Source organism: Methylobacterium sp. WCS2018Hpa-22 (assembly GCF_031843785.1).
Classification (GTDB): domain Bacteria; phylum Pseudomonadota; class Alphaproteobacteria; order Rhizobiales; family Beijerinckiaceae; genus Methylobacterium.
On the sequence record NZ_JAVTJA010000010.1, the window covers coordinates 100,854 to 113,458 of the forward strand.

General features: G+C 69.1%; 15 protein-coding genes. 11 read left to right on the top strand and 4 right to left on the bottom strand.

Annotated features, from left to right (window positions below):
• Nucleotides 1–70: 70 nt before the first annotated feature.
• From RQI43_RS14815 to RQI43_RS14830, 4 genes are read left to right on the top strand one after another with little or no spacing between them, the layout of a single operon-like run.
• The gene (locus RQI43_RS14815; RefSeq protein ID WP_056422899.1) at nucleotides 71–580 is read left to right on the top strand and encodes a DUF2948 family protein; all 510 of its coding nucleotides are present in this window, start codon (nucleotides 71–73) and stop codon (nucleotides 578–580) included.
• Nucleotides 580–1,875 (top strand): histidinol dehydrogenase, encoded by a 1,296-nt coding sequence (hisD, locus tag RQI43_RS14820; RefSeq protein WP_056422901.1) that lies wholly within the window; start codon nucleotides 580–582, stop codon nucleotides 1,873–1,875. The genes RQI43_RS14815 and hisD overlap by 1 nt, the downstream gene beginning before the upstream one ends.
• A 7-nt stretch (nucleotides 1,876–1,882) precedes the next feature.
• Complete coding sequence (locus RQI43_RS14825; RefSeq protein ID WP_056422904.1) at nucleotides 1,883–2,398, top strand: UPF0262 family protein; 516 nt, start codon at nucleotides 1,883–1,885, stop codon at nucleotides 2,396–2,398.
• Between the two features lie 39 nt (nucleotides 2,399–2,437).
• Complete coding sequence (locus RQI43_RS14830; RefSeq protein WP_056422907.1) at nucleotides 2,438–2,899, top strand: low molecular weight phosphatase family protein; 462 nt, start codon at nucleotides 2,438–2,440, stop codon at nucleotides 2,897–2,899.
• On the opposite strand, the gene RQI43_RS14835 is transcribed toward RQI43_RS14830, so the two are convergent.
• The gene (locus tag RQI43_RS14835) at nucleotides 2,877–3,752 is read right to left on the bottom strand and encodes an NlpC/P60 family protein (protein ID WP_405030627.1); all 876 of its coding nucleotides are present in this window, start codon (nucleotides 3,750–3,752) and stop codon (nucleotides 2,877–2,879) included. The two genes, RQI43_RS14830 and RQI43_RS14835, sit on opposite strands and share 23 nt — an antisense overlap.
• Nucleotides 3,753–4,034: 282 nt before the next feature.
• Between RQI43_RS14835 and RQI43_RS14840 the strand changes: the two genes are divergently transcribed.
• Nucleotides 4,035–4,367, top strand: a complete 333-nt coding sequence (locus RQI43_RS14840; RefSeq protein WP_200919017.1) for a hypothetical protein — start codon at nucleotides 4,035–4,037, stop codon at nucleotides 4,365–4,367.
• 4 nt (nucleotides 4,368–4,371) lie between these two features.
• On the opposite strand, the gene RQI43_RS14845 is transcribed toward RQI43_RS14840, so the two are convergent.
• The 3 genes from RQI43_RS14845 to RQI43_RS14855 all read right to left on the bottom strand — a co-directional run bounded on the left by RQI43_RS14845 (nucleotide 4,372) and on the right by RQI43_RS14855 (nucleotide 6,814).
• Nucleotides 4,372–5,058, bottom strand: a complete 687-nt coding sequence (locus RQI43_RS14845; protein ID WP_311275631.1) for an SDR family oxidoreductase — start codon at nucleotides 5,056–5,058, stop codon at nucleotides 4,372–4,374.
• An 88-nt stretch (nucleotides 5,059–5,146) separates the two neighbouring features.
• On the bottom strand, nucleotides 5,147–5,863 hold the full coding sequence (locus RQI43_RS14850; RefSeq protein WP_311275632.1) for an MgtC/SapB family protein: 717 nt from the start codon (nucleotides 5,861–5,863) through the stop codon (nucleotides 5,147–5,149).
• Between the two features lie 48 nt (nucleotides 5,864–5,911).
• A complete protein-coding gene (locus RQI43_RS14855) occupies nucleotides 5,912–6,814 on the bottom strand; it encodes an alpha/beta hydrolase (protein WP_311275633.1) in 903 nt (300 codons plus the stop codon).
• Between the two features lie 382 nt (nucleotides 6,815–7,196).
• Here RQI43_RS14855 and RQI43_RS14860 point away from each other — a divergent pair, with 382 nt between their 5' ends.
• The 6 genes from RQI43_RS14860 to RQI43_RS14885 are packed head-to-tail and all read left to right on the top strand — an operon-like array spanning nucleotide 7,197 to nucleotide 12,507.
• Nucleotides 7,197–8,210 carry an AAA family ATPase gene (locus RQI43_RS14860; RefSeq protein WP_405030628.1) on the top strand — a complete coding sequence of 338 codons (1,014 nt, stop codon included), beginning with the start codon at nucleotides 7,197–7,199 and terminating at the stop codon, nucleotides 8,208–8,210.
• Between the two features lie 26 nt (nucleotides 8,211–8,236).
• The gene (locus RQI43_RS14865; protein ID WP_405030629.1) at nucleotides 8,237–9,169 is read left to right on the top strand and encodes a DUF58 domain-containing protein; all 933 of its coding nucleotides are present in this window, start codon (nucleotides 8,237–8,239) and stop codon (nucleotides 9,167–9,169) included.
• Nucleotides 9,170–9,172: 3 nt separating this feature from the next.
• The gene (locus tag RQI43_RS14870) at nucleotides 9,173–9,640 is read left to right on the top strand and encodes a DUF4381 family protein (protein WP_311275634.1); all 468 of its coding nucleotides are present in this window, start codon (nucleotides 9,173–9,175) and stop codon (nucleotides 9,638–9,640) included.
• A gap of 4 nt (nucleotides 9,641–9,644) precedes the next feature.
• On the top strand, nucleotides 9,645–10,658 hold the full coding sequence (locus tag RQI43_RS14875) for a VWA domain-containing protein (protein ID WP_056422927.1): 1,014 nt from the start codon (nucleotides 9,645–9,647) through the stop codon (nucleotides 10,656–10,658).
• A complete protein-coding gene (locus tag RQI43_RS14880; protein ID WP_311275635.1) occupies nucleotides 10,655–11,584 on the top strand; it encodes a vWA domain-containing protein in 930 nt (309 codons plus the stop codon). The genes RQI43_RS14875 and RQI43_RS14880 overlap by 4 nt, the downstream gene beginning before the upstream one ends.
• Nucleotides 11,584–12,507 carry a tetratricopeptide repeat protein gene (locus RQI43_RS14885; protein WP_311275636.1) on the top strand — a complete coding sequence of 308 codons (924 nt, stop codon included), beginning with the start codon at nucleotides 11,584–11,586 and terminating at the stop codon, nucleotides 12,505–12,507. The genes RQI43_RS14880 and RQI43_RS14885 overlap by 1 nt, the downstream gene beginning before the upstream one ends.
• The last annotated feature ends 98 nt before the right edge of the window (nucleotides 12,508–12,605 follow it).

The following is a 12,605-nucleotide window of genomic DNA, read 5'->3' on the forward strand; positions in this document are numbered from 1 at the left end:
CTACCTACGGCCGACCTTCTTCCACATCCGGCGCCCGATCCGGCGGCGTCCGGCCAGATGCGAACCCGACATGGAGCTCCTCAAGCTCGCTGCCCTCGACGCGGAGGATCTCGCGATCCTCTCGGCCCATCTTCAGGATGCGGTCCTGCTCCCGCAGGATCTCGCTTATCTCGCACCGTCACACCGCTTCGTGCTGGTGGGGCGGCGTTTCGACTGGTCGGCCCCGGAGGGGGAGGCCCCGCGCCGTCGCCTCACCGGCCTCCATTTCGAGCGGGTCATGGCCGTGCGCGCGCGCGGAATCACGCCCGGCTCCACCTCCGACGAGCCTCTCAACCTTCTGGCCGTCACCTTCGAGCCGAAGGAGGAACCCTCCGGCACCATCACCCTGGTCTTTGCCGGCAAAGTAGCGATCCAGCTCGATGTGGAATGCATCGAGGCGCGGCTGAAGGATCTCGGTCCGGTCTGGGAGGTGGAAGGCCGCCCCGATCACGAGGCGGCGCAAGCCGGCCGCGCCGCGATCCAAGGTGATGCGGGTACGGCTCCCTCCGACAAGGACAACGTCGTGAAAGATTCTGCCTGATGGTGCGCCTCGACAGCCGCGACGCCGATTTCGCCACCGCCTTCGCCGGTCTTCTCAGCGTCAAGCGCGAGATCTCCGAGGATGTGGACGAGACCGTTCGCGGGATCATCGCCGGTGTGATCTCCGGGGGCGACGCCGCCCTGGTGGATTACACCCGCCGCTTCGACCGGCTCGGCGAGGACTTCTCCGCCGCGACCCTGCGGGTGACCCCGGATGAGGTACGGGCTGCCATCGCCGCCTGCCCGGCCGAGTCCCTCGATGCCCTGCGGCTCGCCGCGACCCGCATCGAGACGTTCCATCGCGGCCAGGTACCCGGCGACCACATGGCCACCGACGATCTCGGCGTGACGTCCGGCTGGCGTTGGACGTCGTTGGAATCGGTGGGGCTCTACGTGCCCGGCGGGACGGCGAGCTACCCCTCTTCCGTCCTCATGAACGCCATTCCGGCTCGCGTCGCCGGGGTCCCGCGTGTCGTCATGGTCGTGCCGATGCCCGAGGGACAGATGAACCCCCTGGTGCTGGCCGCGGCGGACCTTGCCGGCGTTACCGAGATCTACCGGATCGGCGGGGCCCAGGCCGTGGCGGCGCTGGCCTACGGCACCGAGACCATCGCCCCCGTGGCCAAGATCGTCGGACCGGGCAACGCCTGGGTGGCCGCCGCCAAACGCCGGGTGTTCGGGCAGGTCGGAATCGACATGATCGCCGGCCCGTCCGAGGTGCTAATTCTGGCCGACGGCCACGCCAACCCCGATTGGGTGGCCGCCGACCTCCTCGCCCAGGCCGAGCACGATGTGGCCGCCCAGTCGATTCTCATCACCGATTCGCCCGCCCTCGCCGATGCGGTGGAGATCGCGGTTGAACGCGCTTTGGCCACCCTGCCCCGCGCAGACATCGCCCGGGCGAGCTGGCGCGATTACGGCGCGATCGTCCTCGTCTCGGATTTCGAGGAGGCCGTGCCCCTGGTCGACCGCCTCGCCCCGGAGCATCTGGAGATCGAGACCGCCGACCCGGAGGCCCTGGCCGCCAAGGTTCGCAATGCCGGTGCGATCTTCCTCGGTAGCCATACGCCGGAAGCCATCGGCGATTACGTCGGCGGCCCGAACCACGTGCTGCCCACCGCCCGCTCGGCACGGTTCTCCTCGGGCCTCGGCGTGCTCGACTTCATGAAGCGGACGACGATCCTGCGCTGCGATCCCGCCGCGCTGAGGGCCTTGGGGCCGGCAGCCATCGCCCTCGGACGGTCGGAGGGCCTCGACGGCCACGCCCGCTCGGTCGCGATCCGCCTGAATCTGTGAGGGGACGATGGCCGGCTCAGAACAACCAGAAACGGGACAAGCGGCAGAGAAAGCGTCGTCCATCCACCGCCTCGCGGCGGTGACCTTCGACGAGGATTCCATCGGCCGGGGCAATCCCGATCAAGAGCACGAGCGCGCCATCGCGATCTTCGACATCCTGGAGGAGAACCACTTCTCCATTCCCGGACGCGAGGGCCCCTACGCCCTCACCCTCGGCCTCGTGGAGAACAAGCTCTCCTTCGCGATCCGCCGACAGGACGGCGAGCCGGTGATGACCCATCTCCTGTCGCTGACCCCGTTCCGCCGGGTGATCCGCGACTACGAGATGATCTGCGAGAGCTACTACAACGCGATCAAGACCGCCTCGCCGACCCAGATCGAGGCGATCGACATGGGACGGCGCGGCCTGCACAACGAAGCCTCCGAACTCCTCCGGCAGCGCCTCGAAGGCAAGGTCGATCTCGACCACGACACCGCGCGACGCCTGTTCACCTTGGTCTTCGCCTTGCACTGGAAGGCGTGAGCGCCCTCCCCGTCGTTTGAAGCCCGAGGTAGTCACCGGATGGCGGAAGAGGCCGGCCCGAAGAAGACGCGCGTGCAGTCGGTGCTGTTCATGTGCAACTTCAACGCTGTGCGGTCCCTCGCGGCGGAGGCGGTGGCGCGTCACTATTTCGGCAAGTCCACCTATGTGCAGTCGGCGGGCGTCCGTTCCGGCGAGCCGGCAGACCCGTTCATGGTTGCGGCCCTCGACGAGATCGGCATCAACGCCTCGAAACACCGGCCCCGGACGCTCCTCGAACTCGAGGAGTGGGAGGGGCTGAATTTCGACCTCATCATCACCCTGTCGCCCGAGGCCCACCACGCGGCCCTGGAGGTCACCCGCACCAACGCCGTCGATGTGGAATACTGGCCGACGCCGGACCCGACCTTGATGCAGGAAGCCTCACGCGATCAGCGCCTCGAAGCCTATCGCGACGTCCGTGACGGGTTGATCACCCGAATCAAGGCCCGGCTGAAGCCGTAATGCGCCGGAGCGAGGTCACCACGCCGTAGCTCTTCTCGGCAATGCGCTCCACCGCTCCCGCCAGGGGCTCCACCGCCACCGCCATGTGGTGACCGTTGGCGTGGATGAGGCGGGTCTCGTCCAGCATCATCCCAACATGGCCGCGCCAGAAGACGAGGTCGCCCCGGACCAGGCCGTCGAGGCGCTGGGGCAGCGCCGTGCCGAGCGCCGCTTCTTGCTGATCCGCGTCGCGGGGAGACGGAATGCCCGCCATGGCGAGGCAAAGTTGGACGAGGCCCGAGCAATCGAGCCCGAGACTGGTGCGACCTCCCCACAGATAGGGCGTACCCACGAGACGCTCGGCGGTGGCGGCAGGATCGGGCTCCACGATGCCGACCGGAGCGCAATGATCGGCGAAGACGTAAGAGCCCTCCGCCAAGCGCAGGAACTCACCCTCCTGCCCGGTGACGCCCAGCCCTGCGCCGAGGCTCACGTGCCCGAGTGGTGGCCGTTTCATGTTGGCGGCCGGATAGAGGAAGGTCCGAATGGCCGTCACCCGATGGGTCGGGGACGGGACGCCCGGGGCGCAGGATTCCGCCGGTAGGTAGCCGACATAGCCGTCGGTTTCGAACTGTACGAAGGTGAAGCCGTCGCTCGTGTCGTAGAGGGTCAGGGGGTCGCCCATGACCGCTTCGGTCTCGATGCCGGCGTCGAGACTCGATCGCCGCCGCAAGGGGGCGGATGCCACGATGAGCCGGCCGGGCTGCCCCGCTACATAGCGGTCGGCGTCGATCCGGCCGCTAAGGCGGAGATCGGCGAGGTCGGGGCGGGCCGGGACCAGCCTGGAATCGGTGAGATCGGTGATGGGAAACATGATGGGCGCAGTATCGACGGGAGCCCGACGGCGCGCAACGCATCGGACGAGGCCCCAACGGAGCCACTGGAATATGCGTCATAATGACGCGTATCTTGCTCCTCCGATGGGCATTCGCTCAGGCAATCGAATAGGGAAATGGCATCCCGGCCTCGATCTGGCGGAAATTCCGACTCCAACGGTGGGGAATGCGCGAAACGCGTGGGTGCATCGTTAAAATGGTGCAATGCACCGGAGCCCCTGTCGCGCTATCCTCGGCTCATGTCGAGCGTGGGCCGAGTCGTGAAGAAGACGCCGAAATCCTTCCAGGACCTGCCCCCGATCCGCGTGCGGCGCGAACCGCCCACGATCCCCGAGGCGGTCGCTGCCGCGCAGGATCTCGCGGACGATCTCGAACAGCAGGTCGAGATTGCCGCTGGCCTGATCGGACTTCCCCTCGACGAGGTGCGCCCGCACGTACTCGCCGCCGGGAAGCAGAAGCCCGAGAAGATCTCCGAGCGCATCCTCACCGCCGGCAGCCCGAGCCGGGCGCCGCGCACCGTCATCGTCGAGCGTCGTACCCGCCCGCCCGTCGTGGTGGAACGGCGCGGCCGTCCCCTCGACGGGCGGCGCTGACCGCCTACCAGGCCAAGGTCGCGCCGGTATAGTCGAGATAGGCGATGCCGGGTTTGCCGAGCCGGTTCTCGATGACGTCGGCCAGACCGGCGACGCTCGTCGCCACGTCGAGATCCGCCTCCTCGCCACCCATCTCCGTGCGGACCCAGCCGGGATGGAGAAGGACCACGCCAAACCCTTCGTCGCGGTGACGGATCTCGAAACTGATGGCCAGCGTGTTCAACGCCGCCTTGCTCGCGCGGTAGGTCTCCCATCCGCCACTCTCGTTGAGGGAGACGCTGCCGAGGACGGAGCTCATGAAGGCAATGAGGCCGTTTCCCGCCAGCCGATCGCGAAACCGTTCGGCGAAGCGGATCGGGCTGATGGCATTGGTGAGGTAGACCTGCGCGGCGACATCGCGCGGGACGTCATGGGTAGGATCGTGCGCCTGGGTCGCCACGCCGGCCACCACGAAGATCAGGTCGTAGCGTTGGTGAGCGAGCCGATCGTGGAGAGTGGCAACCGCCGCGTCATCATCGATATCGGCGATCTCGATGCCGAGCGCGTCGGAGGCCAAAGCCGCCAATCCGGCGGAAGGCGAGCGCTGGGTGGCGGTGACGGCCCAGCCGTGCGCAAGGAACGTCTCCACCAATCCGAGGCCCAGGCCGCGCGAAGCCCCGACGATCAATGCGTTCCTACGTGTTCCGGCCATGGTTAGGGTCCTCCATCGCCGGGGCGAGGCCCGGCATCACGGGCCTAGTTTGGTCTTTTCCTCACGGCGGCAATGGCGGCGGACGCGCTCAATCGGCAGTCTGGACCGACCAGGTGGCATGGCTGATCCGCTCGTCGCGCTCCAGCCCGGCCACCACCGCGTCGAGTTCGGCGGACTCCACCGCCGTCGCCACCAGGGTCGCCACCACCTCCACCGTCTCCTCGCCGCGTTCCACCACCTCGGTGCCGCCGACCGGGTAATGCGCCGCCTCCAGCCGTTCCACGAGAAGGTCGCGGGCGGGGCCGGCATGCTCGGCCGGCACCGTGACCTGGACCTCGTAGGTGGCCTCGGTCTGGCTCTCATCAATGGGGACGCGGTTGATGGCGTTGACGAGGGGCCGCAGCAGAGTGTTGCCGGACAGGATTGCCACCGTGACGAAACAGGCCTCCAGGGGGAAGTCGGCCCCGGCGAAGGCCCCCACCGCCGCCGAGCACCAGAGGGTGGCCGCGGTGTTGAGGCCACGCACGTTCATGCCCTCCTTCATGATGACGCCGGCCCCGAGGAAACCGACGCCGGAGATGACGTAAGCGACCGTGCTCACCGCGCCGCGCGTGCCTTCGAGGCGCATGCCGAGATCGACGAAGGCCGCCGCCCCCACCGCCACCAGCACATTGGTGCGCAGGCCCGCCGTACGCTGGCGATATTGCCGTTCGGCCCCGATCATCGTGCCGAGCACGAAAGCGACGATGAGGCTGAAGGCGGAATTCACGAATTCCGGCAGCGGCGAAGCGAGAAGCGCAGTCATGGGCGCTGCATGTCGCCCGCCCATGACGAAACGGTGACGCTTCGCGCGTCAGCCACCGAGGAAGGCCCGCAGGGCCTTGAGCGTCTCGGGGGCATTCTCCTCCGCAAGGAAATGCCCCGAGGTGATGTCCGCGGCCTCGGCCTTCGGCGCGAAGGTCCGCTGCCACGCCGCCAGCGGGGTTTCGTGAGAATGGTCGAGATAGCCGTCGCCGGTGAGGATCAGCGTCGGGCAGGAAAGGGTCTTGCCCGCCGCGAGGTCGTCGAGGTCGGCCTCTCGGTCGCGGGTCGCGCCGGCGCGGTAATCCTCGCAGAAGGCGTGGATGCGCTCGGGCACGTTCCAGTTCTCGCGATAGAGGCGCAAGGCTTCCGGGGCGAAGGGGTCGAGGCTCCGGGCATTGCTCCATTGCCGAAGGAGGGCTTCGAAATAGGCGACCGGATCGCGGCCGATCTCCTCCTCCGGACCGGGGGCCGGCCGGGCCAGGGATGCCCAATGCGACGACACGTCGGGATCGGCTTCGATCCGCTCCCACTGAACGAGGGTGGGTAGGATGTCGAGAAGGGCGAGGCGCTCGATCCGGCCCGGCTCGTCGAGGGCGAGTCGGTAGCCCACTCGCCCGCCGCGATCGTGACCCACGAGTGCGAAGCGGACATGGCCGAGCCGCTCCATGACCGCCACCACGTCGCGACCCATGCGGCGCTTGGAATAGGCCTCGTGATGGGCATCACCTTTGGGCGCTTCCGACCAGCCGTAGCCTTTCAGATCGAGGCACACCACGCGATGGGTCTCGGCCAAAGCCGGCGCGATGGGGTGCCAGCAGGCATGGGTCTGCGGAAATCCATGGAGGAGGATGACGGGAGGCGCATCCTCACGACCGCCGCTGCGGGCGAAGAAACGGCCCTCCAGAATGTCGATCCAGTCCGCGCTGAAGCCGGGGAAGAGGTCTGTACTCATGGTCTGCTCCAGTCTGTCCGCTGGGTTGGCACGGAAACCGGGAGGTCGGCCCTCGGTTTCCACCGACGTCTAGCAGGATGCGACATAACGCCGAATTCCGGCTTAGATCCTCGGGATCGGCAGAGAAATCCGCTCTGCATGCATTCGACTTCATGAAATCCCGGTGGTCGGGCATTCTGCCCGATCTCACCCTCGTGTTTCACGGGAAACGTCCCACGGGATTGACGCCGGTGCTCCGCTGCATGCAAACCCAATCGACATAGGGATCTCTTAAGAATCCGCCCGAGGAGACGCGCATGGTGCTGTACGCCGGCCCTGCCACGATCATGCCCCGCTTATCCGTTGCGGCAGCCCAGCGGGCGGCTCCGGCCGACGCGCGCTCATGAGCGACGCGACACTGGCCATGCGTCCCGATACCTCGGCGGCGCCGGCCGCCGACGAGGCGCTTCGCGCACGCATCCTCGCTTTGCGGGATGGCCTGAGCCACGGACTCATCGGCGCCGAAACCCTCGTGGAGCGCCTGCTCATTGGGCTTCTCACCGGTGGCCATCTCCTCATCGAGGGAGCTCCCGGCCTCGCCAAGACGCGCGCGGTCAAGCGCCTGTCGGACGGGCTCGACGGCAGCTTCGCCCGCATCCAATGCACGCCCGACCTGATGCCGGCCGATCTCACCGGCACCACCGTCTGGCGCCAGGATGCCGGTGATTTCGAGTTCCTGCCCGGTCCGCTGTTCCACTCCCTCATCCTCGTGGACGAGGTGAACCGCGCCCCGCCCAAGGTGCAGTCGGCGCTGCTGGAATCCATGGCAGAGGGCCAGATCACGGTCGCTGGCCATACCCATGTCCTGCCCGACCCGTTCATGGTGGTGGCGACCCAGAATCCCATCGAGCATGCGGGCACCTTCCCGCTGCCGGAGGCACAGCTCGACCGCTTCCTCCTCCATGTGGTGGTGGAGATGCCCGACGAAGCCTCCGAGCGCCGCATCCTCGACCTCGTCGAGGATGAACTGAACCACCATGCCGAGGCGATGCCGGTGAAGCTCACCGTGGCGGAGATCCGCGCCGCCCGCGCGGCGGCCCTCAACGTCCACGTCTCGTCGGCCCTCAAGGACTATCTGGTGCGGCTCGTGGCCGGCACCCGCACCGACAAGGCGGCCCCGGATCTCCGCGCCTCGATCGAGCACCCGGCCTCCCCGCGCGGGACGCTGGCGCTCATGCTCGCCGGCAAGGCACGGGCCTATCTGCGTGGCCGCGACCACGTGATCCCGGAGGATATTTCCGATCTCGCCGCCGACGCCCTGGCGCACCGGATCGGGCTCACCTGGCGCGCCGCCGCCGAGGGACAGACCGCGCGGGGCATCATCAAGGGCCTCGTCCAGCGGGTCCGGGCGCTCTGAAGGCGGAATGGTCGGGTAGCACAGCCATGGCGTCCCCCTCCGGCCCGAGCACGGGCTCCGCACACGGCCCCGGTATCCATCTCTCGGGCGAAGCCCTGATGGGACTACGCCACCTCGCCCGACGCGGCGTCTCGCCGGCCACCCGCACCCTGGCGGGTCTTCCCGGAGGCATCGTCACCCGCCGGCGTGGACGCGGATCGGAGCCCGACGACGTGCGGCTCTGGTCCGAGGGCGACGACCGCCGCCATATCGACCGCAACGCCACCGCCCGCACCGGCATCCTCCACGTGCGGACCCACCATGACGAGCGCGACCGCGCCGTGGTGCTACTGGCGGATTTCCGCCCTTCCATGCTGTTCGGCACGCGTCGCGCCCTGCGCTCGGTGGCCGCGGCCGAAGCCCTGGTGCTGCTCGGCTGGCGCATCGTCGGCGATGGTGGCCGCATCGGTCTCGTGGCCGCGTCCTCGGGGGAGCCGGTGGTGGTCCGTCCCGGCGGCGGCGAGCGGGCCATGACGGCGGTGACGGGTGCCCTTGCCATGGCTCATGCCCAGGCGCTCGCCGCCTCGGACATGCAGGATCCCCCCCTAGACCGCAGCCTCACCGTGGCGGCGAGCCTGCTTCCGTCCGGCGGCCATCTCGTCATCGGGAGCGCGCTGGACGCGCCGGGGCCTGAATTCGACCACCTGCTCACCGTGCTGGCCGAGCGCCTGTCGATCCGCCTCGTCCTCGTCAGCGATGCGTTCGAGCGTAGGAAGCCGGCGGGGTTCTTTCCGTTCGCCACGCCGGACGGGCAGCGCGGCACGGTTCAGGTCGGGCGCTCCGCCGCCAATACGGATGGCGTGCCCGACGACCGACTCATCGCCTATGCGCGGCGCGGCATCGAGGGTCTGCGCCTCGACGTGGAGGCCGGCCCCGAAGCCTATGCTCCGCTGATGGAACGTCTCGATGCGGTGCTGTAGCGCGTGAACCCGCTTAGCTCCCCCACCGATCTCACCCAGCTGCGCGGCCTGCACCTCCCGGCCGATGCGGGTAGTGGCGCGCAGGGCGAGGTGGTGCTGGCCATCGCGCTGGGCTTCGTCGCGGCCCTTCTCGTCGGCCTCGTCAGGCTGATGCGGGCGCGCTCGAACGCTTCGGTGCGGGCCTCGGCCCTGCGCGGCCTCGCCGAGACGCGCACACTCGCTCCGGACGCACGCCTCATCGCGCAGGCCCGCCTGTTGCGGCGCCTCGCCCGGACGCTCGCCGGCGACGAGGCCGCCTCGACCCAGGGACGCGACTGGGCGGCCACCCTCGACCGCCTCTTCGCCACGGATGTCTTCAGCAAGGGCGCAGGCAGGGTCGTGACGGAGGGCCTGTACCGGCGCTCCTCCCCGGCCGACGTCGAGACCCTCGATTCCGAACTCAGCCGTTTTTTCGCGCGGATCAGGGCCTGAGCCGATGCCAGCCTGGTTCACCGCTTTCCTCTCGGCCTTCGATCTCGCCGCGCCCCTGGCGCTGCTGCTCCTGCCGCTGCCCTTTCTCGCGGCCCGGCTGCTGCCGCCCGAGCGGATGGGATCGAGCGGTGCCTTGCGCGTTCCGTCCACCGTCGTGATGGGCTCCGCCCGAGGGGACGGCGTGGCGGCGCGCGGGCGCAGGCGCTCGCTCCTGATCTGGACCCTCTGGGCCGCCCTGGTGGCGGCGCTCGCCGGCCCCCGCCTCGTCCTGCCCGCCACCGCGCTTCCGGCCTCGGGTCGCGAGATCATGCTGGTGATGGACCTGTCCGGCAGCATGGAGCGCCGCGACTTCGCCATCGACGGCGAGACCGTGACGCGGCTCACCGCGGTGAAGCGGGTGGGCACCGACTTCATCCGCCGCCGGGCCGGGGACCGGATCGGCCTCGTGATCTTCGCCAACGAATCCTACGTCGCCGCGAGCCCGAGCTTCGACACCAATACCGTGGCGCGCGCCCTCGACGAGGCGACGATCGGCCTCGTCGGCCGCTCCACCGGCATCGGCGACGGTCTCGGCCTCGCCCTCAAGCGGCTGGTGCCTGCCACCTCCGGCGAGGCGTCCGACATCCCGCAGGCCACATCGAAGGTGGTGGTGCTGATGACGGACGGGGCCAACAATGCCGGCCAGACCACGCCGCGCGACGTGGCGGCTTTGGCCAAGGAACTCGGCGTCAAGGTCCACACCATCGCGCTCGGCCCCCGTGACATGTCCAATGCCGACGGCGAGCAGGATGTGGTCGATGCCGAGACCTTGCGGGATATCTCGACTCTCACCGGGGGCACCTTCTTCAGGGTGAAGACCACCGACGACCTCATCGCCATGGCCGATTCGATCGATGCCATCGAAGGGGGTCGGGCCAAGGCTCCCCCGGTCCCCCTGCGGCAGGACCTGTGGCCCTGGCCCGCCGGCCTTGCTCTCCTCTGTGCGGCGGGCCTGCTGGTGGCGAGGCGCAAGGCATGAGCGCCCTTCTCTCCCTTGCCATCCTGCGGCCCTGGTGGCTCCTGGCGATTCCTGTCATCCTCGTCCTCGCCCTGCGCGCGGCCTGGCGCTCGGCCCCGCTGGGTGATTGGGCGAAGGCGGTCGATCCCGGCCTGATGGCCTTCCTCGAGACGCGCGGAGCCGTCCTCGGTGGTCGGCGCCAGGCCAACCTCGCCGCGGCCATCGCGGCCGGTCTCATCGCCGTCGCCCTCACGGGACCGGCCATCGAGCGCCCGGACGCGGCGACCTTCCGCAATCTCGATGCGACGGTGGTCGTCATCGATCTTTCGCGCTCCGTGGCCGAGGGCGGCCACCTCAAGGAGGTTCGCCAGATCGCCGACAGCGTGGCCCAGGCGGCGGGCACCCGCAGTGTCGCCGTGGTGGTCTATGCTGGTGACGCCTATCTCGCCGCCCCGCCGACCACGGATCGCGACGCCCTGAGCCTCGTCCTGTTCGCCCTCGACGGCGACACCGTGCCCGATCGCGGCACCCATCCCGAGCGCGGCCTCGCCATCGCACGCCGGACCCTGGAGGAGGCCGGCGTCATCGCCGGCGACGTGGTCCTCGTCACCGATGGCGACGGGATTGGCGATGCCGCCATGCGCGAGGCCACTGCGATTCGGAACAAGGGATGGCATCTCCATGCCGTGTTCGTTCCGGCCACCAATTCCCTGCCGGTGGGATCGCCCAAGCCGGACCGGGCGGCCCTCGACCGCGTGACCGGCACGGGCAACGGCCTCACCGTCGATCTCGACAGGCCCGCCGCCCTCCTCGACATCGTCGGCGCCAGCACGGCGCAACATCTGGCGGCGGGCGGCTACACCGTGCTCGCCTTCGCCGATCTGGGACGCTGGCTGATCCTCCTCGCCCTGCTTCCGGCCCTCGCCTTGTTCCGCAGGAGCGCCTGATGAGCACCGCGCGTGTCTCCTTGCCTGATCGTCTTCCCTTCGCCCGTTACTTGCCCCGGCATTGGACCGGCTGGGCGAGGATCGCCGGCATCACGCTGGCGGGGGCCGGCATTCTCGGCCTCACCCTGGTCTCGGAGCCGCGCACGACGCTTGGCCGCAGCCTGATGAGCCTCGGCCTGCCCAACGCCGCCGCCACCATCCTTGCCGATCCGGCTTGGCGCGGGCCCGCGCTCTACGAGGCGGGACGCTACGAGGAGGCCATCGCCATCTTCCGGAATGGCGGCCGGCGCAACGCCTACAATCTCGCCAATGCGCTCGCGCGCTCGGGCGACTTCCAGGGCGCCATCGACGCCTACGATGTCGCCCTGCAGTACAATCCACGCGATGCGGATGCGCAGGCCAATCGTTCCCTCGTCGCCCGCCTCGTAGCCGAGGGGCCGGGCGATCCGGGCAAGGGCGGCGGCCTCGCCAATGCCACCGCGACGGTGGGCTCGCGCTACAACAAAACCTCGAATCAGGATCCCAACGACGACATGAAGGCCTCCTCCGTCGGTGAGGGACTGGCCGGCAACAAGGAGGGAGGCACCTCCTCCTCGACGCCGGGCAACAGCAAGGTGGCACGGCGCGGCAAGGCCGAGCAGCAATCGGTGGATTCCGGCAAAGGTGAAGCGAGAGGCTCGGCCAGCGATGCAGCCGGTCGTGGACGCACGGGCGCCGGTTCCGCCATGGTCGCCGCCGCCCCGGAGCGGGAGGCGCGGCGCGTGACGAAGAGCTTCGAAGCGCACGAAATCCGCCCCGACCGCCTCTGGCTCCAGACCCTACCCGACGATCCGGGCCGGTATCTCAAGCTGCGCCTGAAAGCCGAGCAAGCGGTGCGTGTGGAAGCGGGCACGGCGGTCCCGGCGGGAAGCAACCCATGGTGAGCGGAGTGTATCGCCCGGATACCAACCCTCCCCCCTCTGCGGGGGAGGGTGCCTGCAGAGCAGGCGAGAGAGGGGACGACCTCTCCGGAACTGGCGCT